General features: G+C 73.2%; 20 protein-coding genes. 7 read left to right on the top strand and 13 right to left on the bottom strand.

The features are described 5' to 3' along the window. Window positions 1-15: 15 nt before the first annotated feature. From hypB to hypE, 5 genes are all read left to right on the top strand, one after another. Entirely contained in the window at window positions 16-762 is a 747-nt protein-coding gene (hypB, locus tag ACJ9NR_RS35550) for a hydrogenase nickel incorporation protein HypB (protein WP_412490552.1), read from the top strand. Beyond that, the gene (hypF, locus tag ACJ9NR_RS35555; protein WP_412490551.1) at window positions 759-3,098 is read left to right on the top strand and encodes a carbamoyltransferase HypF; all 2,340 of its coding nucleotides are present in this window, start codon (window positions 759-761) and stop codon (window positions 3,096-3,098) included. The genes hypB and hypF overlap by 4 nt, the downstream gene beginning before the upstream one ends. 3 nt (window positions 3,099-3,101) lie before the next feature. Then, window positions 3,102-3,419, top strand: a complete 318-nt coding sequence (locus tag ACJ9NR_RS35560; RefSeq protein ID WP_412490550.1) for a HypC/HybG/HupF family hydrogenase formation chaperone — start codon at window positions 3,102-3,104, stop codon at window positions 3,417-3,419. Then, window positions 3,416-4,561, top strand: coding sequence for a hydrogenase formation protein HypD (gene hypD, locus ACJ9NR_RS35565; RefSeq protein WP_412490549.1), 1,146 nt, complete (start codon window positions 3,416-3,418; stop codon window positions 4,559-4,561). The genes ACJ9NR_RS35560 and hypD overlap by 4 nt, the downstream gene beginning before the upstream one ends. A gap of 73 nt (window positions 4,562-4,634) precedes the next feature. Continuing rightward, a complete protein-coding gene (hypE, locus tag ACJ9NR_RS35570) occupies window positions 4,635-5,624 on the top strand; it encodes a hydrogenase expression/formation protein HypE (protein WP_412491815.1) in 990 nt (329 codons plus the stop codon). A 57-nt stretch (window positions 5,625-5,681) separates the two neighbouring features. Here the strand turns inward: hypE and hypA are convergent, their stop codons facing one another. The 12 genes from hypA to ACJ9NR_RS35630 all read right to left on the bottom strand — a co-directional run bounded on the left by hypA (window position 5,682) and on the right by ACJ9NR_RS35630 (window position 15,695). After that, window positions 5,682-6,020 (bottom strand): hydrogenase maturation nickel metallochaperone HypA, encoded by a 339-nt coding sequence (hypA, locus tag ACJ9NR_RS35575; protein WP_412492408.1) that lies wholly within the window; start codon window positions 6,018-6,020, stop codon window positions 5,682-5,684. A gap of 7 nt (window positions 6,021-6,027) precedes the next feature. Beyond that, window positions 6,028-6,213, bottom strand: coding sequence for a hypothetical protein (locus ACJ9NR_RS35580; protein WP_412492409.1), 186 nt, complete (start codon window positions 6,211-6,213; stop codon window positions 6,028-6,030). A gap of 36 nt (window positions 6,214-6,249) precedes the next feature. Then, complete coding sequence (locus ACJ9NR_RS35585; protein WP_412492410.1) at window positions 6,250-6,456, bottom strand: hypothetical protein; 207 nt, start codon at window positions 6,454-6,456, stop codon at window positions 6,250-6,252. Between the two features lie 41 nt (window positions 6,457-6,497). Beyond that, entirely contained in the window at window positions 6,498-7,079 is a 582-nt protein-coding gene (locus tag ACJ9NR_RS35590; RefSeq protein WP_412492411.1) for a DUF5947 family protein, read from the bottom strand. Next, a complete protein-coding gene (locus tag ACJ9NR_RS35595) occupies window positions 7,076-7,633 on the bottom strand; it encodes a NifU-related iron-sulfur-binding protein (protein WP_412492412.1) in 558 nt (185 codons plus the stop codon). Before ACJ9NR_RS35595 ends, ACJ9NR_RS35590 begins: the two co-directional genes overlap by 4 nt. Beyond that, complete coding sequence (locus ACJ9NR_RS35600) at window positions 7,626-9,419, bottom strand: nickel-dependent hydrogenase large subunit (RefSeq protein ID WP_412492413.1); 1,794 nt, start codon at window positions 9,417-9,419, stop codon at window positions 7,626-7,628. The genes ACJ9NR_RS35595 and ACJ9NR_RS35600 overlap by 8 nt, the downstream gene beginning before the upstream one ends. Before the next feature lie 73 nt (window positions 9,420-9,492). Further along, window positions 9,493-10,563: an NADH-quinone oxidoreductase subunit B family protein gene (locus tag ACJ9NR_RS35605; RefSeq protein WP_412492414.1), complete on the bottom strand. Its 1,071-nt coding sequence runs from the start codon at window positions 10,561-10,563 to the stop codon at window positions 9,493-9,495. Between the two features lies 1 nt (window position 10,564). Next, window positions 10,565-12,109, bottom strand: coding sequence for a hypothetical protein (locus ACJ9NR_RS35610; protein ID WP_412492415.1), 1,545 nt, complete (start codon window positions 12,107-12,109; stop codon window positions 10,565-10,567). 616 nt (window positions 12,110-12,725) lie between these two features. Further along, complete coding sequence (locus ACJ9NR_RS35615; protein WP_412492416.1) at window positions 12,726-13,373, bottom strand: hypothetical protein; 648 nt, start codon at window positions 13,371-13,373, stop codon at window positions 12,726-12,728. Between the two features lie 58 nt (window positions 13,374-13,431). Then, complete coding sequence (locus tag ACJ9NR_RS35620) at window positions 13,432-14,274, bottom strand: hypothetical protein (protein ID WP_412492417.1); 843 nt, start codon at window positions 14,272-14,274, stop codon at window positions 13,432-13,434. Then, the gene (locus tag ACJ9NR_RS35625; RefSeq protein WP_412492418.1) at window positions 14,261-14,920 is read right to left on the bottom strand and encodes an ABC transporter ATP-binding protein; all 660 of its coding nucleotides are present in this window, start codon (window positions 14,918-14,920) and stop codon (window positions 14,261-14,263) included. The genes ACJ9NR_RS35620 and ACJ9NR_RS35625 overlap by 14 nt, the downstream gene beginning before the upstream one ends. A 103-nt stretch (window positions 14,921-15,023) precedes the next feature. Further along, on the bottom strand, window positions 15,024-15,695 hold the full coding sequence (locus ACJ9NR_RS35630) for a TetR/AcrR family transcriptional regulator (RefSeq protein WP_412492419.1): 672 nt from the start codon (window positions 15,693-15,695) through the stop codon (window positions 15,024-15,026). 217 nt (window positions 15,696-15,912) lie between these two features. Between ACJ9NR_RS35630 and ACJ9NR_RS35635 the strand changes: the two genes are divergently transcribed. Further along, window positions 15,913-16,779, top strand: a complete 867-nt coding sequence (locus ACJ9NR_RS35635; RefSeq protein ID WP_412492420.1) for a universal stress protein — start codon at window positions 15,913-15,915, stop codon at window positions 16,777-16,779. A 108-nt stretch (window positions 16,780-16,887) separates the two neighbouring features. On the opposite strand, the gene ACJ9NR_RS35640 is transcribed toward ACJ9NR_RS35635, so the two are convergent. Further along, window positions 16,888-18,894, bottom strand: coding sequence for an aconitate hydratase (locus ACJ9NR_RS35640; protein WP_412492421.1), 2,007 nt, complete (start codon window positions 18,892-18,894; stop codon window positions 16,888-16,890). Window positions 18,895-19,374: 480 nt separating this feature from the next. Here ACJ9NR_RS35640 and pgm point away from each other — a divergent pair, with 480 nt between their 5' ends. Continuing rightward, window positions 19,375-21,015, top strand: a complete 1,641-nt coding sequence (pgm, locus tag ACJ9NR_RS35645) for a phosphoglucomutase (alpha-D-glucose-1,6-bisphosphate-dependent) (RefSeq protein ID WP_412492422.1) — start codon at window positions 19,375-19,377, stop codon at window positions 21,013-21,015. The last annotated feature ends 72 nt before the right edge of the window (window positions 21,016-21,087 follow it).

Genomic DNA, 21,087 nt, shown 5'->3' on the forward strand with positions numbered 1-21,087 from the left:
CCCGAGGAGCAGCGCATGTGCGATTCCGTGGACGCGACCCAGGCTGTCCTGGCGAAGAACGACAGCCTCGCGGCGGGCCTGCGCGGCGACCTGGCCCGGCGCGGGGTGAGCGTCGTCAACCTGCTGTCCAGCCCGGGCAGCGGCAAGACGGAACTGCTCGGGCGGGTCCTCGCCCGCGCGGTGGAGCGGGGCATCCCGGTGGCCGCGCTCACCGCCGACCTGGCCACCGAGAACGACGCCCGCCGGCTGGCCCGATCCGGGGCCCCGGTGAAGCAGCTGCTGACCGACGGGCTGTGCCACCTGGAGGCCCGGCAGCTGCGCGGCCATGTGGAGAGCTGGCTGCCCGAGGACACCGCGCTGCTCTTCGTGGAGAACGTCGGCAACCTGGTCTGCCCGGCCTCCTACGACCTCGGCGAGAGCCTGCGGATCGTGCTGATGGCCGTGACGGAGGGCGAGGACAAGCCGCTGAAGTACCCCACGGCGTTCGCCTCCGCCCACCTCGTGGTGCTCACCAAGACCGACCTCGCCGAGCCGGCCGGCTTCGACGCGGCGGCCTTCGAGACCCATGTGCGGCAGGTCAACCCCGGGGTGGAGATCGTCCGTTCGTGCGCCCGCGGCGGCGACGGCGTCGACACCGTCCTGGAGCGGGTGCTCGCCGTACGGGACGGGGCCCCGGTGCACCGGCCGCCCCTCGCGCCGCACCCCCACGTCCACGACCACGGGCACCAGGACGCGGGCCTCCCGGCCGGCCGCCCGTCGTGACGGCCCCCGCCGCCGAGGCCGTCCGCCGCCGCCTCGTGGTGCGCGGCACGGTGCAGGGGGTGGGCTTCCGCCCGTACGTGCACCGCCTGGCCGCCGGGCTGACCCTCACCGGGTTCGTGAGCAACACCGCGAGCGGCGTGCTCATCGAGGTGGAGGGCGCCCCGGACGGCGTCACCCGCTTCTGCGACCGGCTTGCCGCCGAACCCCCGCCGCTGGCCGTCGTCGCCGGCATCGACGTCGAGGACCTGCCCGTCACCGGAGCCGACGACGCCTTCGCCATCCGCTCCACCGAGCGGTCCCCGGGCCGCACCCAGCTCCCGCCCGACACCGCGACCTGCGCCGACTGCCTGCGCGACCTGACCGACCCGGCGGACCGCAGGTACCGCCACCCCTTCGTCACCTGCACCCACTGCGGGCCCCGCTTCACCATCGCCACCGGCATGCCCTACGACCGGGCGGTCACCACCATGACCGGCTTCCCGATGTGCCCGGCCTGCGCCCGGGAGTACGGCGATCCCGCCGACCGCCGCTTCCACGCCCAGCCCCTGGCCTGCCCCGACTGCGGCCCCCGGCTGCGCCTGCTGCCCGCGTTCGGCAGCGGCATCCACCCCGCGCGGGACGCGGACGCCCTGACGGCGGCGCGGGCGCTGCTGGCCGACGGCCGGATCGTCGCCGTGAAGGGCCTCGGCGGCTACCACCTGGCCTGCGACGCCACCGACGCCCGCGCCGTCGACGCGCTGCGCGGCCGCAAGGAGCGGGGCGGCAAGCCCTTCGCGGTGATGTGCGCCGGCCTCGCCGACGCGGAGCGGATCGCCGAGGTCTCCGCCGCCGAGCTCACCGTCCTCACCGGTCCCGGCCGCCCGATCGTCCTGCTGCGCCGGCGCGCCACGCACGCGGCGCCTCACCTGGCGCCCGGCGTGTGCCCGGGCAGCCCGCACGTGGGCGTGATGCTGCCCTACACCCCCGTGCACACCCTGCTGTTCGGGCTGCCCGGCGATCCGCCGGGCCCCCGGGTGCTGGTCATGACGAGCGGCAACCGCTCGGGGGAGCCGATCGTCACGGACGACGACGAGGCCCTGACCCGGCTGGCCGGACTGGCCGACGCCTGGCTCACCCACGACCGGGTCATCGCCTCCCCCTGCGACGACTCGCTGCTGCGGGTGCGCGCCGACGGCACCGGGCAGGTGCTGCGCCGCTCGCGCGGATACGTGCCCCGCCCGCTGCGCCTGCCGGTGGAGCTGCGCCCGGCGCTCGCGGTGGGCGGCGACCTGAAGAACGCGCTGTGCGTCGGCGAGGGCGACCAGGCCTGGCTCGGACCGCACATCGGCGACATGGGCGACCTGGCCACCCTGGAGGCGGCGCGCGGGGCGGAGCTGCACATGCGGCGCCTGACCGGTGTCAAACCCGTGCTCTTCGCCGCGGACCGGCACCCGGCGTACCACTCGGCCCGCTGGGCCCGGCAGCGGGCGCTGCACCTGCCGAGACCCACACCGGTGTTCGTCCAGCACCATCACGCGCACACCGCCTCGGTGATGGCCGAGCACGGTGTCACGGCCCCCGTGATCGGCGTCGCCTTCGACGGCACCGGCTACGGCGACGACGCCACCGTCTGGGGCGGCGAGGTGCTGCTCGCCGACTACGGCGGCTACCGGCGCTTCGCCCACCTGACCCCCGCCCCGCTCCCCGGCGGGGACGCGGGCGTGGTCAACCCGTGCCGCCTGGCGCTGGCCCGGCTGTGGGCGGCCGGCCTGCCCTGGGACCCCGACCTGCCGTGCGTCACCGCCTGCGCTCCCGACGAACTGTCGCTGCTGCGACGGCAGCTGACGCGCGACGTGGCCTGCGTCCCGACCTCCAGCATGGGACGGCTCTTCGACGCCGTCTCCTCGCTCGTGGGCGTCTGCCATCGCGCGGGCTACGAGGCCCAGGCCGCCCTGGAGCTGGAGGCGGCGGCGTGGCCGGCCTGGCACGCCGACACCGGGGCGTACGCCTTCGGCGTCACCGCCGCCCCGGTACGGGCCGACCCGGCGCCCGTGCTCGGCGCCGTCGTCGCCGACCTGCGGCGCGGCACTCCCGCCGGGGTGATCGCCGCGCGCTTCCACCGCGGCGTCGCACGGGCCGTCCTGGAGATCTGCCGGCACGCACGCCGGGCCACCGAACTGGCCGTCGTCGCCCTCACCGGCGGCGTCTTCGCCAACGCGCTGCTGGAACAGGAGTGCGCGGCCCTGCTGTCCGGCGACGGCTTCACCGTGCTGTGCCACGGCGAGGTCCCGCCCGGAGACGGCGGGCTGGCGCTGGGCCAGCTGGTGATCGCGGCACACGGACGACAGAAGGAGTGACCCATGTGTTTGGCAGTGCCCGGAAAGGTCGTGTCCATCGACGACGGCGCCGATCCCCGCACCGGGCTGATCGACTTCGGCGGGGTGCGGAAAGAGGCATGTCTGGAGTACGTGCCCGAGGTGCGGGTCGGTGAGTACGTCATCGTGCACGTCGGCTTCGCCCTGCAGCGCCTGGACGAGGAGTCGGCACTGGCCTCCCTGCAGCTCTTCGAGGAACTGGGGCTGCTGGAGGAGGAGTTCGGCGACGCCTGGGAGCAGGCGGCGCGAGACGCGGGAGTCGCCGCCGTGGGCGAGGACACCCGGGAGAGCGAGGTCCGGTGAAGTACATCGACGAGTTCAACGACCCCGAGCTGGCACGGCGGCTGCTGGACGACATCCGTGCCACGGTCACCCGGCCCTGGGCGCTGATGGAGGTGTGCGGCGGGCAGACCCACTCCATCATCCGGCACGGCATCGACCAGCTGCTGCCCGAACAGGTCGAGTTGATCCACGGCCCCGGCTGCCCGGTCTGCGTCACCCCGCTGGAGGTCATCGACAAGGCGCTGGAGATCGCCTCGCGCCCCGAGGTGATCTTCTGCTCCTTCGGCGACATGCTCCGCGTGCCCGGCACCGACCGCGACCTGTTCCGGGTCAAGGGCGAGGGCGGCGACGTCCGCGTGGTGTACTCGCCGCTCGACGCCCTGGACCTGGCCCGCCGTCACCCCGACCGGCAGGTGGTCTTCTTCGCCATCGGCTTCGAGACCACGGCCCCCGCCAACGCGATGGCCGTGCACCAGGCCCGCCGGCTGGGCCTGGCCAACTTCAGCCTGCTCGTCTCCCATGTGCGGGTCCCACCCGCGATCGAGGCCATCATGACCGCCCCGGCCTGCCGCGTGCAGGGCTTCCTGGCAGCCGGGCACGTGTGCAGCGTCATGGGAACCGCCGAATACCCGGCGCTCGCCGACCGGTTCGGGGTGCCGCTGGTGGTCACCGGCTTCGAGCCGCTGGACATCCTGGAGGGCATCCGCCGCGCCGTCCTGCAACTGGAGCGCGGCGAGCACCGGGTGGAGAACGCCTACCCGCGCGCCGTGCGCGAGGACGGCAACCCCGCCGCGGTCCGCATGATCGAGGAGGTCTTCGAGGTCACCGACCGCAACTGGCGCGGCATCGGGCCCATCCCGGCCAGCGGCTGGCGGCTGACCGAGGCGTTCCGCGCCTACGACGCCGAGCACCGCTTCGACGTCGGCGGCATCCGCACCGAGGAGCCCGCGGAGTGCCGGGCCGGCGAGGTGCTGCAGGGGCTGATCAAGCCGACCGGGTGCGCGGCGTTCGGCACCACCTGCACCCCGCGCACCCCGCTCGGCGCGACCATGGTCTCCAGCGAGGGCGCCTGCGCCGCCTACTACCTGTACCGCCGGATGAACGGCCGGCCGCCGCAGGCCGAACGGGCCGCCGCGCGCGAGGAGATGAACCCCGTTGCCTGAACCGACCGAGACGACCGTCGATCCCGCCGGCTGGAGCTGTCCCGCCCCCCTGCGCGACCAGCCCGTGGTGGTCATGGGGCACGGCGGGGGCGGCGCCCTGTCCGCCGAGCTGATGGAGCAGGTCTTCGCGCCGGCCTACGGCAACCCCACCCTCGCCGCTCTCGCCGACTCCGCCGTCCTGCCACTGGGCGGCGCGAGGCTCGCGTTCTCCACCGACTCCTACGTGGTCAGGCCGCTGTTCTTCCCCGGCGGCTGCCTGGGCGACCTCGCGGTCAACGGCACCGTCAACGACCTCGCGATGAGCGGGGCCGCACCCGCCTACCTGTCCGCGGCCTTCGTCCTGGAGGAGGGCGTGGAGCTGACCGTGGTCGAGCGCGTCGCACGCGCCATGGGGGCGGCGGCCCGGGCGGCCGGGGTCGTGGTGGCCACCGGCGACACCAAGGTGGTGGAGGCCGGGCACGGCGACGGTGTCTACGTCACCACCGCCGGGGTCGGCCTCGTCCCCGACGGGGTGGACATCCGGCCCCAGCGCGCGCGGCCCGGCGACGCCGTCATCGTCAGCGGCCCGATCGGCCTGCACGGCGTGGCGATCATGAGCGTACGGGAAGGGCTGGAGTTCGGCGTGGAGCTCGCCAGCGACACCGCGCCGCTCGCCGGCCTGGTGGCGGCGATGCTCGCGGTCACCCCCGACCTGCACGTGCTCCGCGACCCCACGCGCGGCGGCCTGGCCGCGTCCCTCAACGAGATCGCGCGGGCCTCGGGCACCGGCGTCCGCCTCCGTGAGCGGGCCGTCCCCGTGCCGGACGCCGTCGCCAACGCCTGCGGCTTCCTCGGTCTGGACCCCCTCTACGTCGCCAACGAGGGCCGGCTCGTCGCCTTCGTGCCCCCCGAGTCGGCGGAAGAGGTCCTCGCGGCGATGCGCGCCCATCCGCAGGGCACCGGAGCCACGCTGATCGGGGAGTGCGTCGCCGAGCATCCCGGCATGGTCGTGGTCGCCACCGGCCTCGGCGGCACCCGGGTGGTCGACCTGCCGCTCGGCGAGCAGCTGCCGCGCATCTGCTGAACCGCACACGACGGGGCCCCGCCGCGGCACGCGTGCCGCGGCGGGGCCCCGTCCTCGTCAGCCGATCCCGGTGATCTGCAGTTCCCGGCCGCTGCGCAGCTCGGAGGAGGGCCGGTCGCAGCGCGGGCACCAGAAGAACGGCGGCATGCCCACCGCGAACTCCTCGGCGCACGGACCGCACCAGGCCTGCGCGGGGACGTGCTCGACCACCAGCCGGGCCGCCGCGAGGGCGGTGCCCTCGCGGGCCACCTCGAAGGCGAAATCCAGGGCGTCGGGCACGACCCCCGCCAGCTCACCGACCCGGACGGTCACCGCCGAGACGTGCTCCGCGCCGTCCGTCCGGGCGAGCTCACCGGCCCGTTCGATGATCGCGGTCGCGATCGACAACTCGTGCATCGCGGGCTCACGGGTAGCGGTTGCCCGCGCGCAGACCGCCGGCCATCCGCCAGATCCGCAGCTCACGCCGCAGGCTCGGCAGCTCCCGCACGAACAGCGCCAGGACCAGGGCGCCGGCCACCGCGGCCTCGGCCACCAGCAGCCGCTGACCCGTGTTCGTGGCCGACTTGCTTCCCGCTCGTTGGACCGTCATTTCCGGCGACTCCCTACTGTCTCTCATCCGCTGTCCTCATCCCGGCGGGATGTTCGGCATGACGTCCAGGAGGGCGTCGTGCCGCTTCCAATGGATCCCGGTGGAGCGGCGCGCGTCGGCGGTGCCGTCCTTGTGGTGTCCGGTCTGCCGCTCGTACGGCCCCCTGTTGCCCTGATGCAGACCGGGCACATGCCCGGTGTCGTCGGGCTTGGCCTGAGCGCGGCCGACCCTGATGCTGCCCATGAATGCGCTCCTTCCTCGCCTCCGCGCCGCGGAGTGCGTCCTCACGGCCGCTCCGTGAGGTCCTCGAAGAACCTCTCGACGGCCGACCAGACCTCACCGCCCCCGGACAGCCCCTGCCAGGCGCGGCGTACGACGGCGACCATCCGGAAGCAGTCGTCGACCGGCACGATCCAGTGGTGGTCGAGGCCGTGGACCGTGTTGACGAGCAGGGCCTCGACGTCGGGCGCCACGGAGGCGAGCTGCGGATGCGCGGCGGCGAGACGTCGCCAGGCCGCCGCGTCCACCTCCCACCGCATGGCCCCGGCCGGGCTCGGACCCTCGGCGGTGACCGTGCCGTCGGCCCGGGGCACGAAGAAGACCAGCCCGACGGGCACGCCCAGGACCTCAGTGTCCACCCGGGGCAGCCGGATGCGCCTGCGGGGAACGAGCCGGTAGCGTCCCTCACCCGCCCCGTCCTCGGCGAACAGCACCGAACAGGGGCCGCACGCGCAGCAGACCAGCCGCTCGGCGGTGTCGTACAGGTGAGGGTGCTCGCCGGCCACCGGCGCGGCGCACAGGTCGCACCGCTCACCGGCCTCCACCGGCGTGCGGATGAGGCGGGCCAGGGCCCCGTCCGCGGTCACCGCGCATCCCGGTGCGTGAGGGAGGTCAGCGGTACGAAGGCGGCGGGAGCGGGCGCCCGCACCGGCTCCACCGCCGTCAGCTCGGGAGCGGCGGCGAGCACCGCTTCCCGGACCACCGCGGTGACGTCGGCCGATCCGCCGCCGCACCCCGAACCGCAGCCGCCGCCCGCCGTCAGCCGGACCCGGCCCACTCCCTCCTCCACGCCCGCCCACTCCACGTCCCCGCCGCGTTCGCGCACCGCGGGCCGCAGGCGCTCGACCGCGCGGGCGGCCCGCCGCTCGACGGGCTCGGGATGCACGGCGTGCAGCACCAGCAGGTGGCCCACCAGCTCGTCACCGGTGAGCCGTTCGGCCAGCCGGGCGTCCGCCTGGTCCATGACGCGGGCCAGTGCCTCGCCGTAGACCTCGGTCAGCAGCCGTACCGCCTCCACCGCGGAGCGGGTGGTGGGGCCGGGCGCGGACTCCAGTCCGGCCAGCAGCTCGTCGAGCCGGGCGAGCCGGGCCTCGACCGCCGGGTCCGCGAGCCGCTCCGGCGGGGCCCCGGCCTCAGCCATGGTCGGCTCCGTACGTCGGGGAGTGCAGGGTGGTGAGCGTCTTGCCGTTGCCGACGTACATGTGCACACCACACGGCAGACACGGGTCGAAGCTGCGCACGGTGCGCATGATGTCGACGCCCTTGAAGTCGTCCGGCCCGTTCTCCTCGAAGATCGGCTGGCCCTGGACGGCGTCCTCGTACGGGCCGGGCGTGCCGAACTTGTCGCGGGGGCTGGCGTTCCACGGGGTGGGCGGATACGGATGGTAGTTGGCGATCTTCTTGTCCTTGATCACCAGGTGGTGGGAGAGGACACCGCGCACCGCCTCGTGGAAGCCGCAGCCGATCGCCTCGTCGGGCACCTCGAAGTTCTCGAACACCTTGGTGTCGCCGGCCCGCACCAGCCCCATGGCGTCCTCCACGAACTGCAGGGCCATCGCGGCCGCGTAGGCGACGAAGTACGGCCGGGCGCGGTCCCGTTCGATGGTGTTGCTCCACTTCGGGACCCGCCACTCCAGGGTCGTCTCCGGCAGCTTCTCGCCCTTGGGCAGCGAGATGCGCACGCTGCTGCCGGTGGCCTTGACGTACGGGGTGTCGACGAGGCCGCTCAGCGCGGTCGACCACAGCCGGGCCAGGGCGCCGCCGCCGGTGTCCAGGGCGAGGTGGTCGCCGGTGCGCCCGTCGAGCCAGCGCGGGCTCATCACCCAGCTGTACTTGTCGTCGAAGTCCCGCTTCTGCGGCACCGGGACGGTGGTCTGGTTCCAGGGGTGGCGCATGTCCACGGGGTTGCCGAGCGGGTCGTGGGTCACGAAGGGCCGCTCGTTGACCCAGTCCTCGTAGTAGGAGCTGCCCAGCATGATGCGCAGGCCGAGGTTGATGTCGACAAGGTTGTTGGTGACCAGTTCACCGTCCACGATGATGCCCGGCGTGACGTACATCGCCTTGCCCCAGGCGTTCATGTTCTCGTAGCGGTAGTCGACGACGTCGGGGTTCTGCCAGGCGCCCCAGCAGCCGAGCAGGGTGCGGCGGCGGCCGACCTCCTCGTAGCCGGGCAGCGCCTCGTAGAAGAAGTCGAAGACGTCGTCGTTCATGGCCACCGCCTTCTTGACGAAGTCGATGACCCGCATGAGCCGGCTGAGGTAGTCGGTGAAGACGGTCGGCTGCGGCAGGGTGCCGACACCACCCGGGTAGAGCGTGGAGGGGTGGACGTGCCGCCCCTCCATCAGGCAGAACATCTCCCGGGTGATCCGGCTGACCTTCAGCGCCTCCTTGTAGACCTCGCCCTCGAAGGGGTTGAAGGCCTTCATGATGTCGGCGACGGTCCGGTAGCCGTGGATGTCCCCGCGGGGCGCGTCGGTGCGCTCGGCGCGGGCCAGCACGCCGGGGTTGGTGGCCTTGACCATCGCCTCGCAGAAGTCCACGAAGACCAGGTTGTCCTGGAAGATCGTGTGGTCGAAGATGTACTCGGCGGCCTCGCCGAGGTTGACGATGTGCTCGGCCAGCGGGGGCGGCTTCACGCCGTAGGCCATCTGCTGGGCGTAGCCGGAGCAGGTGGTGTGGTTGTCGCCGCAGATGCCGCAGATGCGCGAGGTGATGAAGCCCGCGTCCCGCGGGTCCTTGCCCTTCATGAACACCGAGTAGCCGCGGAACAGGGACGAGGTGCTGTGGCACTCCACGACTTCCTGGTTGGCGAAGTCGATCTTCGTGTAGATGCCCAGGTTGCCGATGATGCGCGTGATCGGATCCCAGGACATGTCCACGATCTGCGGCGGTTTGCGTCCGGTGGGCCGTGCCTCGGTGGTGGTCATTGCTGTTGCTGCCTCGCTGTCGGTGGGGTGTGGCTTTTGCGGGTGGGGTGCGGGTGGGGTGCGGGTGGCGGTGTCAGGGCCGCCAGTGCGGGTCGTAACCGCTGGTCAGCTCCCGCTTGTTGTGGCGCCACCGCGGCTCGTGGTTGACGAGTTCGTTGGTGATGCCGCGCAGCCGGCGGATGACCGCGCCGTAGGGCTTGATGGCGAGCGACGACAGCGTTCCGCCGGGCGGCTCGTCCATGAACGGCATGAACGCGTCGGGGAAGCCGGGCATGGTGCAGCCGATGCAGATGCCGCCGACGTTCGGGCAGCCGCCGATGCCGGCCATCCAGCCGCGCTTGGGCACGTTGCAGTTGACGACCGGACCCCAGCAGCCGGTCTTCACCAGGCACTTGGGGGAGTTGTAGTCGTTCGCGAAGGTGGCCTGCTCGTAGTACGAGCCCCGGTCGCAGCCCTCGTGCACCGTCTTCCCGAACAGCCACTGCGGGCGCAGCATGTGGTCCAGCGGGGGCGGGGGAGCGTCGCCGGCCGCGTGCTGGAGGACCCAGATCAGGGTCTCCATGAAGTTCTCGGGCTGGATCGGGCAGCCGGGCACGTTCACCACGGGCAGCCCGGCCTGGGACTTGTAGTCCCAGCCGAGGTAGTCGGCGAGACCCATGCAGCCGGTGGGGTTGCCGGCCATCGCGTGGATGCCGCCGAAGGTCGCGCAGGTGCCGGCGGCGACCACCGCCCAGGCCTTCGGGGCGAGTTGGTCGATCCACCAGTTCAGGGTCTGCGGCTCGCCGGTCTCCGGGTCGTTGCCGAAGGACGTCCAGTAGCCGTCGCCCTCGATGACGTTCTGGTTGGGGATCGAGCCCTCGATGACGAGGATGAAGGGCGCCAGGTCGCCGCGGGCCGCCGCCCGGTAGGGAGCGAGGAAGTCCTCGCCGCCCAGGCTGGGGGAGAGCACCTTGTTGACCAGGTTCACCTTCGGCAGGCCCGGGATCAGACCGAGCACGACGTCCTCGATGGAGGGCTGGCCGGCGGCCGTGAGGGAGACGGTGTCGCCGTCGCAGCTCATGCCCTCGGAGATCCAGAGGATGTGGATCTCGTCGATGCCCTTCTTGTCTTCGGCGCGGTCGGCGTCGGTGGTGTGCGCTGTCATGTCATCGGCCTCCGCTGCGGGGGGTGTCGGAGTCGGTCGGGGGCACCGCCGGGGTCGCGGCGGGAGCCGGCGCCGACGGCTGGTTCGGTGCGTCGGCGGCCTCGAGCGGTTCGAGTTCGTCGGGCCGGAAGTAGTGGAAGCGGCCGTACCAGCTGTTGAGTTCGGCCGCGGGGTCGTCGTCGAGCGTGACGGTCAGGTGGGTGCTGCCGTCCACGTCGCGCAGTACGGCGGCCACCCGCGCGGTCCGCCCGGCCAGGAACATGTCCTGGGCGTCGGCGCCCCGGCCCCGCGGGCGCAGCCTGACGCGGCTGCCTCCCCGCAAGGGGACGCCGTCGACGAGCACGGTGTCGGTGGCCGGTGACAGCCCCTCCTCGGCGTCCTCGCGCCACCAGGCGGGTCGCTCGGGGGCGGGGGCGGGTGCGGCCGGCGCCAGCGAGCGGACCGCGCCGTGCAGGCGCGCGAGGACCTCCGGGGGCATGGTGTCCACCCGGTCGAGGATCGCGGCGGCCCGCGCGTCGGTCGCGCGCGCCTCCTGCTTCTCCTCGTCCGTCAGCAGCATGGTGCGCAGGGTCAGGATCTCGTCGATCTCCGCGGCGTCGTGCAGGTCGCCGGGGCTCTCGGGTGCCACCTGGGGGTGGTCGGGCAGGATGATCGGCGAGGAGAGCACGAGGTGTCCGACGCCGGTCCCTTCCGTGGAGGCCTCGCCGCCGAGCACCGGGAAGGTGAAGTCGTTCCGGCACACGCGGGCGTGCTCGCGCAGTCCGGCGGGCGGATCGATCAGCGACGCGAACTCCACGCCGTCGCCGGTGATCAGGGTGTGGGTGGCGATGAGGGCGTGGCGCAGGGCCTGGTCGCGAGGCGTCCGCGGATCGGGGAGCGACCCGGTGTTCTCCGTGCGCACCCGCAGCCGGCAGACGTCCCCGGAGAGCCGCTCGGCCACCAGCCTGGCGTCCGCCCCGACTTCGGCGCGGCGCCGCACCACCCGCCCGGTGGCCCCGGGCAGCGGCTCGACGTCCGTGGCGCCCGGGGCGCCGGCGGCGACCGAGCGTTCGCCGCGCAGCAAGTCGGCGAGCGGGACGGTGAGTTCGGCTTCGTGCGGCACGGCCTCCTCGAAGGTCAGATGCGCCGTGCCGTCGGCGGTCCGCAGCGACGCGACCGCACGATGGCTGCCGTCCGGTCCGGTCTCCTCCACCTGCTTGTGCTGTGTCTGCAGGTAGCGCACCCGCACCCGTACGACGGCGTCGGGCCGCTGGACGCGCAGCAGGCACTCGGTCTGCTGGTACCAGGAGTCCGCCGCACCGGACAGACCCGGGACGACCGGCCCGTTGGCCTCCGCCCAGTCACGGGGGAAGAGCACGCCGAACTGCCACCGGACGCGGTTCTTCGCGGAGGAGCGGCGGTACGGATAGAGCAGATAGCCCTCGTAGAGGACGGCGTCGGCGACGGCGCTCAGCTCCTCGAAGCCCCGTCGGACCGGGCGCGCCTGGTACGTGCCGCCTTCGGCGACGGGACGCGCCGCCTCGGGCTCGGTCAGGCCCTCTGCCATCCCGCCTCCTCGGATCCGGTTGCGCGCCCATGCCTTCCACCACCGTCACACTGCAAACCGTGCCCCGCCTCTTGCGGCAGAGCTCTGTGGGCTGTTCAGGTGACGGGGGGCGGGCCCGGCGATACGGATCGTTCGCGGGAGCAACCATCGGCGGGCGGGGCCGACTGCGGATCTGTCGGTGCGAGGGCGCGGGGGCGGGCGTCCGAGAGGCGCGCGGGGGTTCGTCGCGAGGCGGGGGTTCGTCGCGGGGAGGGCCTTCGTCGTGGGGAGGGGCTGCGGCACGGCGGGGGCGGGGTCACGGCGCGGGCGTGCGGCACGGCGAGCGGCACACCTCGCCGGCGCGGGCCGCGCGCCCCGCACCCGAGCACGCCACGGGTGACGAGGAGGGCGTGCGGCACGGCGCGAGGAACCGCCGCCACGGCGTCGGGGTCCTCGGCCGCACCGCAGGCGGCCGATTACGCCCGGCGCGCCGGCGCCCCGTGCCGTGGCGGCCCGGCTGGTGGAGCGGGGCCCGCCGCGGTTCGGCGGCGCCCCGGAGGGGAGCGGCGCACGGCGCGAGCAGCCGCGACGGCGCCGCAGCCGGTGGACAGCCGGTGCGGCATCGCCGGCGGCGCGCTCAGGCCTTCAGCGGTACGCCGTGCTCGTCGGCGAAGATGCGCCGGCACTGGCCGTTGCAGAAGCCGTGGACGGTGCCGTCGATCTCCAGGGTGAGGTCGGTGGAGGCGAGGTCGACGGTCATGCCGCACACCGGGTCGATGACCGTGCCGGGCGGCAGGTCGTCGGTGGACAGGTGCGCGATGGCGTCCCGGTGCGGCGCGGTCATGTGCTGGATGAAGTCGAGGCTGCCCATGGCCCGGCCGTGCATGCCGAGGCTGCCCTCCGCGATGCCCACGACATGGACGAGGGCGTGCGGCCGGTCGCGGAGCCGGCCGGGGTCGCGGCCGGCCGCCGCCTCGGTCTCGGCGAGGGCCTGGGTGAGGCGGTCGATGGCGTGGCCGCTCATCTCCTTGCGCCAGGCGGCCGGAGCGCTGACGCGGACCAGGTAGCGGGGCGGGTCGGCGGGGTCGACCGGATCACGGTCGCCCGTGATCCAGGCGGCGGGCTCGTGGACGAGGACCTGGGTGAGGGCCCGCGCGGAGTCCATGACCGCCTCGGCATGGGCGTCCTCGGTGCCCATCAACGCGTCGACGAGGCGCTTGCCGGCCTCTTCCTTCTGTGCGTGGTCCAGTACGCCCGCCGGTACGAAGAGTTCGATGAGAATCATGCCCTCATGCTCGCCCGGCGGGCCGGGGCGGTCGTCCTGCCGGGGGAGCGGGTTGTGGCTACTCCCGCCGCAGTGGCGGGCTACTGCGGCGGGAGTAAGCGGCCGCGGTGGTGTGTGTGCGGTTGCGGGTCCTGATCCGGAAGATGACCAGTCCGAGGGCGCCGAACGCGGCCGCCCAGGCCAGACCGAGCGCGAGATGGTCCCACAGCGCGGTGCGGGCGAAGGAGCCGCCGACGGCGAACTGCATGGGCCCGAAGGACGGGAACCACCGCAGGATCGGCTTGTTGGCGAGCGGATTGCCCAGCGGGTTCTGCAGGAAGGTGTCCATCAGCCCGCCCATGATGATCAGGAAGAAGCCCTCCAGGTCGTGCCTGACCAGGACACCCAGCAGCAGCCCCAGCGCGCCGTAGGCGAGCGCGATGACGGTGAAGCCGGCGCACACGGCCAGCCAGCCGGCCGGACCCGGACGCCAGAAGGGCAGCACCGCGAGCGCGGTGTAGAGGGCGATCGCTGCGGCGACCGTGGCGATGGCGAGGGACTTCGCGCCGATGAGCGTGCCGTGCCGGTACCCCGCGAAGACCAGTCGCCGGTCGAAGGCGAGCGACTTGCGTACGGCGTCGAACACGACGAACCCGGCGATCATCGTGACCGAGTTGAGCCCGGCCGAGATCAGCGTCAGGTGACCGCCGTCCACGTGCAGGACCTCGCCGGTGGCGTACAGCTTGAAGTCGAGCGGTGTGTGTCCGGCCATGGCGTCCATCAGCAGGTACCAGGCGGGGACGAAGAGCAGGAGCAGCAGTCCGGCGAGCCGGTTGCGGGTCTGGTCGCGCACGCCGAACCGCAGGGCCGTGGGGAACTGGCCGTACATCGACCGTGGCCGCCGTGTGTCAGTTGCCGACATGCTGTTCCTCCCGGGAAGCCGCGCGCGGGGTGAGCCGGCCGTCCGTGAGGTCGGCCAGCAGGTCGAAGCGGTTCTGTTCGAACACGAGATGAGTGATGATCACGACGGCCTTGCCGCGGGCGCGCAGATCGTCGACCAGATCCCAGAACCGGAGGTACGTCTCCCAGTCGAAGCCCTGGTAGGGCTCGTCGAGGAGCAGGACGTCCGGGTCGTGCAGGAGGGCCAGGGTGAGATTGAGTTTCTGCCGGGTGCCGCCGGACAGTTCACCCGCGACGGATGCCAGGTAGCGCTCGTAGCCGAGGAGTTCGACGAGTTCCCGGCCGCGGCCCAGGTCGGGCAGGCGGCGGGCGGCGGCGAAGTACCGCAGGTGCTGCTCGACGGTGAGGCTCGCGTTGAGCACGGGATCCTGCGGGCAGTGGCCGAGGGTGCCCGACAGGGTCACCTCGCCACTGTCCACGGGCAGGGTGCCGGCGAGGATCTTGAGCAGTGTCGACTTCCCGGCGCCGTTCTCTCCCACGACGGCGACGAGCCGGCCGGGCGCGACCGTGAGGTCGGCGCCCCGCAGCACGCGATGCCTGCCGTAGGACTTGTGGACGTCGAGGGCCTGAAGTACCGGTTCTTGGACGGGTGTTGAGCCGCGAGCCATGCGCAGTCTCCTAAGGAGCGTCTCCTTGCGGTTCCGCTGATGTCGGTGATGTCGGTGATGTCGGGGAATCGGTGATGTGCTGACGCCGGTGCGATCGGTGATGTCAGTGGGGTTGTCGGTCGGGCCGCCTGGGCGGTCCGTGACGGGCGGATTCCGGTGGTGTCGCGGTCAGTCCGCCCGCATAGACGCTGAGCATCTCCGGAGCCCAGCGGGTCATGCCGTCGGCCGACAGCGGGTCCGTGCCCAGGACCTCCGTGAGCCGGTCGCGCAGCAGGAACAGCGCCATGTCGTTGGCCAGGAGGAAGGCGGCGCGCACCGCCGGATCCCGTCCCGGGGCGGCCAGGCCCGCCGCGGCCAGGCCGTCCAGCGCCGCTCCGCTGAGGCCGTACAGCCGCCGGAACAGCACCCGTCCGGCATCCGTGTCGGACACCAGGAGCCGGCGGACGTAGCCCGGCAGCGGTGAGCCGTCCGGAAGGTGCCGCGCGAACACCTCGCTCAGTGAACCGGGCCCGGCACCGGGGTCGAGCAGTTCCGCTCCGCCCTCGCCGGTCAGCTCACCGAGCATCGTCTCGAAGACGTCCAGGACGTATGCGTCGACCTCGCTGCGCAACCCCTCCTTGGACGCGAAATGATGAACGACCAGGCCCGGCGAGACGCCCGCGGCGACGGCGATCTGCCGCACGGTCACAGCGTCCGGCCCACTCGCCGCGAACAGCCGCAGTGCCTCGTCGCGGATGACCGCACGGGTGGTTCGGTCGTCTCCGATTGAACGCATGTACAGCATGCTAAACGGTTGTTCAGTCGATGTCGAGGGCGAGCGGCCGCAACGGGCCGGCCGCTGTGTGGGGGTGGGGAGCCCGGCCGCCGTGTGGGTCGGGAGCCCGTCGGGTACCCGGGCGGGCCGAGACCTCCCGGAGACCGAAGGGACACGGACTGATGCGGCAGCAGGAGTGCCGGCAGGCACGGCGGGACACGTCGCCCGCGGGGACACGGTGACCGGCACCGGCCGGCCCGGCGTCGTGCTCGTCGGGATCGACGACACCCCGGAGGCCCGGCTCGTGGCCGACTGGGCGGCCACGGAGGCCCAGCGGCGCGGCAGCGCACTGCAGATCACCCACGCCGTCGGCCGTGGCACGGACAGGGCGTACGGCGAGACCGGCGTGGGCCTCACCGACCAGGCCCTCGTGACGGCCCTCGCCGTACTGGACGACGCCCGGGAGCGGCTGGGGACGGCCACCGCCGGAGTGCCGATCGACACGCACCTGGCCCGCGACGACCCGGCCGCGGCGCTGCTGGCCGCCGCCGCGGACGCGGACCTGGTCGTGGTGGGCGACCGTGGACGGGGCGGACTCGCCGGCCTGCTGGGTTCGGTGAGTCTGAAGGTGGCCGCGCACGCGGAGCGGCCGGTCGTGGTGGTGCGCGGGGACACGGGAAAGGCGGTCGGCCGGGACGTCGTGGTGGGCGTACGCGACGAGCGGGACGAGGAGGCCGTACGGTTCGCCCTCACCGAGGCGGAGTCGCACGGGGTGGGCCTGCGCCTCGTGCACGCCTGGACGCCGCCCGCGGGCGCTGGCCTGAGGCTGCCCCGGGCCGGTCACGCGGACGGGGAGCGGGACGCGCACGCCCGGTTGCTGAACCATGTCGCGCGCCCGGTCGCCGAGCACCCGAAGGTCCGCCTCGACACCGAGCTGACCGTCGACTCGCCCGCCACCGCCCTGGTGCAGGCATCGGCCGGGGCCGGTCTGCTGGTGCTGCCGCGCCATCCGGTCGAGGGCAGGCTCGGACTGCCGCTGGGGACGGTGGTGCACACCGTCCTGCACCACGCGCACTGTCCCGTGGCTGTGGTGCCGGTGACCTGACGGCTGTCGTGCCGGTGACCTGCGACGCCCGCGTACGGACGGCGGGACGCCGCGGCTGTCCGCCAGAAAGCTCCGGCCATCCGGCCATCCGGCTATCCGGCCATCCGGCTATCCGGCAGGAGGCGGCGGCTGTCCTCGCGTCCCCGCCAGCGCCGGTATGGTGCCGCCCGCGAGGACGGCCCGCCGTTGCCGGGCCGAGAGGTCGTGGCGCATCCGGTACGTCTCGTCCCGCGTGACGTTGCGCAGCGGCAGGGCCGGCGGCGCTTCGTCGGCGAGCGCTTCGTGCAGGTGGTCGAGGCTCAGCCGGTCGCCGGGCCGGACGCGTTCCTGGTCGTCGGGATCGTCGAACCGCAGTGGCAGGACGCCGAAGTTGGCGAGGTTCTGCCAGTGGATGCGGGCATAGGACCTGGCCAGTACGGCGCGGAGCCCGAGATGGCGCAGTGTGATCGCGGCATGCTCGCGGGAGGAGCCCTGGCCCCAGTTCTCGCCTGCGACGATCATGTGCCCGCCGTTCTCACGCAGTTCGGCGGCGCGCTCGGGGTAGTCGGCCTGCAGGCGGGTGAGGGTGAACTCGCTGAGTTTGGGGATGTTGGAGCGGTACGGCAGTGCCCGGGCCCCGGCCGGGGAGATCTCGTCGGTGGAGACGTTGTCGCCGGCCCTGAGCAGGACCGGTACGTCGAGGGAGTCGGGCAGGGGGTCGAGGCGGGGCAGCGCGGAGATGTTGGGCCCCCGTACCAGCTGAACGCCGGCGGCCTCGGCGGGCGGCAGGGGCGGCTCCAGCATGGCGGTGTTGACCGCGGCCTCCTCCGGCAGCTCCGGTTCCGGATACGGCACCCGCCGGCCGGCGGCCCAGTCACGCGGATCGGTGATGCTCCCTTCGAGCGCCGAGGCGGTGGCGGTCTCCGGGGAGCACAGCCAGACCGCGTCGTCCTCGGTGCCGGAACGGCCGGGGAAGTTGCGGGGGAAGGTGCGCAGCGAGTTGCGGCCCGACGTCGGGGCCTGGCCCATGCCGATGCAGCCCAGGCAGCCGGTCTGGTGCAGCCGCGCGCCCGAGGCCAGGAGATCGAAGGTGGCTCCGGCTCGGGTGAGGTCCTGGAGGATCTCCCGGGAGGTGGGGTTGACGTCGAAGCTCACGCCCGGGGCGGTCTGCCGGCCCCGGACCATGGCGGCCGCGACGAGGAAGTCACGCAGCCCCGGGTTGGCGGAGGAACCGATCACCGTCTGCTCGACGGGCTCGCCCGCCACCTCCCGGACGGGCACGACGTTGCCCGGGGAGGTGGGACGGGCGATCAGCGGCTGGAGGGCGGAGAGGTCGATCTCCTCGTCGAGGTCGTAACGGGCGCCGGGCTCGGCGGCGACCTCGCGGAAGTCGTGCTCACGGCCCTCGGCCCGCAGGAAGTCCCGCACGGCGCCGTCGGCGGGGAAGACCGTGGTGGTGGCGCCCAACTCGGCGCCCATGTTGGCGATGACGTGCCGGTCCATCGCGGTCAGGTGCTCCAGGCCCGGCCCGTGGTACTCCAGCACCCGGCCGACTCCGCCCTTGACACCGTGCCGGCGCAGCATCTCCAGGATCACGTCCTTGGCGCTGACCCAGTCCGGCAGGGCGCCGGTCAGGCGGATGCCCCAGATCCGCGGCATCCGCACGTACAGCGGCTCTCCCGCCATGGCGAGGGCGACCTCCAGGCCGCCGACGCCGATGGCCAGCATGCCGAGCGAACCGGCGGCGCAGGTGTGCGAGTCGGAGCCGGCCAGGCTCTTGCCGGGGACGCCGAAGCGCTGCATGTGGGTGGGGTGCGAGACGCCGTTGCCGGGCTTGGAGTACCAGACGCCGAAGCGGCGGGCCGCCGAGCGCAGGAAGGCGTGGTCCTCGGCGTTGCGCTCGTCGGCCTGCAGGATGTTGTGGTCCACGTACTGCACGCTCACCTCGGTGCGGACGCGGTCCGGGCCGAGCGCCTCCAACTCCTGCATCACCAGGGTCCCGGTGGCGTCCTGGGTGAGTGTCTGGTCGACCTTCAGGCCGATCTCCTCACCGGGGTCCATCCGTCCCTCGAGCAGGTGCGCGGCGATGAGCTGGTGCGCCACCGTGCCGCCGCCGGAACGCTGCTGCGTGGTCATTCTCTCGGCCTCCCCTGGTAGGCGGGCTCACTCCGGGACCGGCTCCGGACCCCGGACCGGCTCCGAGGACAGGACCCGCTGCTGCGACCCGGCCAGGCCCGGCTCCTGTGGCCATGCCCGGACCGGTTCCTGTGGCCATGCCCGGCCCGGTTCCTGTGGCGATGCCCGGACCGGCTCCGAAGGCCCGGCCCGGACCGGTTCCCATGCCCGGTCCCGGCCGGCACCCGCACCGCGTACCCGTCTCCGCGCGGCGTACCCGTCTCCGCGCGGCATACCCGTCTCCACGCGGCGTTCCGTCACCCCGCAGACGCACCCCTCCTGCGTCCCCGAGCCGCCGAGTCGTCTGCGTGCCGTTCAGCAGGACCCCGTCGGCGCGCCGCCCCCACCGCCCCGGCGCCGACCCGCTCTCGCTGTCCGCCACGTGAGGAGCGAAGATGGGGCGGCAACAGTTCTGGGCAACCCATGTGGAGGAGCGGGCACATGCAGCACGAGCGAGCGGGCAAGCCGGCCGCCCCCGAGGACCTCGTCGACGTCGCCCGGCTGGTCACGGCGTACTACGCCCTGCACCCGGACCCGGCCGACCCGGGCCAGCGGGTGGCGTTCGGCACCTCGGGGCATCGCGGGTCGTCCCTGACGACCGCGTTCAACGAGGACCACATCGCCGCGACCAGCCAGGCGATCTGCGAGTACCGGGACCGGCAGGGCACCGACGGCCCGCTCTTCCTCGGCGCCGACACCCACGCCCTTTCCGAACCCGCCCGGGTCACCGCGCTGGAGGTGTTCGCGGCCAACGGCGTCACCGTGCTCATCGACAGCGCGGACGGCTACACGCCCACGCCCGCGGTCTCGCACGCCATCCTCACCCACAACGGCGGCCGCGCCTCCGGCCTCGCCGACGGCGTCGTGGTCACGCCCTCGCACAACCCGCCCGCCGACGGGGGCTTCAAGTACAACCCGCCGAGCGGCGGACCGGCCGGCTCCGACGCCACCTCCTGGATCCAGGACCGGGCCAACGAGATCATCGCCGGCGGTCTGAAGGACGTCCGGCGCATCCCGTACACCCGCGCCCTCGCGGCCGAGACCACCCGCCGCCACGACTTCCTCGGGGCCTACGTCGCAGATCTGCCCAACGTGCTGGACCTGGACGCGATCCGCGCGGCCGGCGTCCGGATCGGCGCGGACCCCCTCGGCGGGGCGTCGGTCGCCTACTGGGGCCGTATCGCCGAACAGCACCGGCTCGACCTGACCGTGGTCAACCCGCTCGCCGACCCCACCTGGCGTTTCATGACGCTCGACTGGGACGGCAGGATCCGGATGGACTGCTCCTCGCCCTACGCGATGGCCTCCCTCATCGAGCAGCGCGACCGCTTCCAGGTCGCCACCGGCAACGACGCCGACGCCGACCGGCACGGCATCGTCACGCCGGACGCGGGGCTGATGAATCCCAACCACTATCTGGCCACGGCCATCTCCTACCTGTACGCCCACCGCGAGGCGTGGCCCGCCGGCGCCGGCATCGGCAAGACCCTGGTGTCCTCCGGCATGATCGACCGGGTCGCCGCCGATCTCGGACGCCGTCTGGTCGAGGTGCCCGTGGGATTCAAGTGGTTCGTGGACGGACTGGTCGGCGGCTCCATCGGCTTCGGCGGCGAGGAGTCGGCCGGGGCGTCCTTCCTGCGCCGGGACGGGTCGGTATGGACCACGGACAAGGACGGCATCATCCTGGCGCTGCTCGCCTCGGAGATCATCGCGGTGACCGGCAGGACCCCGTCGGAGCACTACGCCGCCATGACCGCCCGCTTCGGCGAGCCCGCCTACGCGCGCATCGACGCGCCCGCGACGCGCGAGGAGAAGGCGCTGCTCGCCAAGCTCTCACCCGCGCAGGTCACGGCGGACACGCTGGCCGGCGAGGCGGTCACCGGGGTGCTCACCGAGGCGCCGGGCAACGGCGCGTCCATCGGCGGCATCAAGGTGAGCACCGAGAGCGCCTGGTTCGCGGCCCGGCCCTCGGGCACCGAGGACGTGTACAAGATCTACGCCGAGTCCTTCCGCGGCGCCGACCACCTGCGGCAGGTGCAGGACGAGGCCAGGGACGTGGTGATGGCGGCCCTCGGCGGCTGAGCGCGGACGAGGGCGGCACGGGCCGCCGGCGAGGTGATCGGCGGAACATCGCCGCGACCCGTGTCCTGTCCG

Source organism: Streptomyces sediminimaris, from assembly GCF_047049295.1.
In the GTDB taxonomy this organism is placed as follows: Bacteria; Actinomycetota; Actinomycetes; order Streptomycetales; family Streptomycetaceae; genus Streptomyces; species Streptomyces sediminimaris.

Coding starts and splice junctions, on each gene's coding strand:
- ACJ9NR_RS35585 (WP_412492410.1), bottom strand. CDS start 6,456: ATGGGCAGCATCAGGGTCGGCCGCGCTCAGGCCAAGCCCGACGACACC.
- pgm (WP_412492422.1), top strand. CDS start 19,375: ATGCAGCACGAGCGAGCGGGCAAGCCGGCCGCCCCCGAGGACCTCGTC.
- ACJ9NR_RS35610 (WP_412492415.1), bottom strand. CDS start 12,109: ATGGCAGAGGGCCTGACCGAGCCCGAGGCGGCGCGTCCCGTCGCCGAA.
- ACJ9NR_RS35630 (WP_412492419.1), bottom strand. CDS start 15,695: ATGCGTTCAATCGGAGACGACCGAACCACCCGTGCGGTCATCCGCGAC.
- ACJ9NR_RS35580 (WP_412492409.1), bottom strand. CDS start 6,213: ATGACGGTCCAACGAGCGGGAAGCAAGTCGGCCACGAACACGGGTCAG.
- ACJ9NR_RS35600 (WP_412492413.1), bottom strand. CDS start 9,419: ATGACCACCACCGAGGCACGGCCCACCGGACGCAAACCGCCGCAGATC.
- ACJ9NR_RS35620 (WP_412492417.1), bottom strand. CDS start 14,274: ATGTCGGCAACTGACACACGGCGGCCACGGTCGATGTACGGCCAGTTC.
- ACJ9NR_RS35605 (WP_412492414.1), bottom strand. CDS start 10,563: ATGACAGCGCACACCACCGACGCCGACCGCGCCGAAGACAAGAAGGGC.
- hypB (WP_412490552.1), top strand. CDS start 16: ATGTGCGATTCCGTGGACGCGACCCAGGCTGTCCTGGCGAAGAACGAC.
- ACJ9NR_RS35625 (WP_412492418.1), bottom strand. CDS start 14,920: ATGGCTCGCGGCTCAACACCCGTCCAAGAACCGGTACTTCAGGCCCTC.
- ACJ9NR_RS35640 (WP_412492421.1), bottom strand. CDS start 18,894: ATGACCACGCAGCAGCGTTCCGGCGGCGGCACGGTGGCGCACCAGCTC.
- hypE (WP_412491815.1), top strand. CDS start 4,635: ATGGGGCACGGCGGGGGCGGCGCCCTGTCCGCCGAGCTGATGGAGCAG.
- ACJ9NR_RS35615 (WP_412492416.1), bottom strand. CDS start 13,373: ATGATTCTCATCGAACTCTTCGTACCGGCGGGCGTACTGGACCACGCA.
- ACJ9NR_RS35560 (WP_412490550.1), top strand. CDS start 3,102: ATGTGTTTGGCAGTGCCCGGAAAGGTCGTGTCCATCGACGACGGCGCC.
- hypA (WP_412492408.1), bottom strand. CDS start 6,020: ATGCACGAGTTGTCGATCGCGACCGCGATCATCGAACGGGCCGGTGAG.
- ACJ9NR_RS35595 (WP_412492412.1), bottom strand. CDS start 7,633: ATGGCTGAGGCCGGGGCCCCGCCGGAGCGGCTCGCGGACCCGGCGGTC.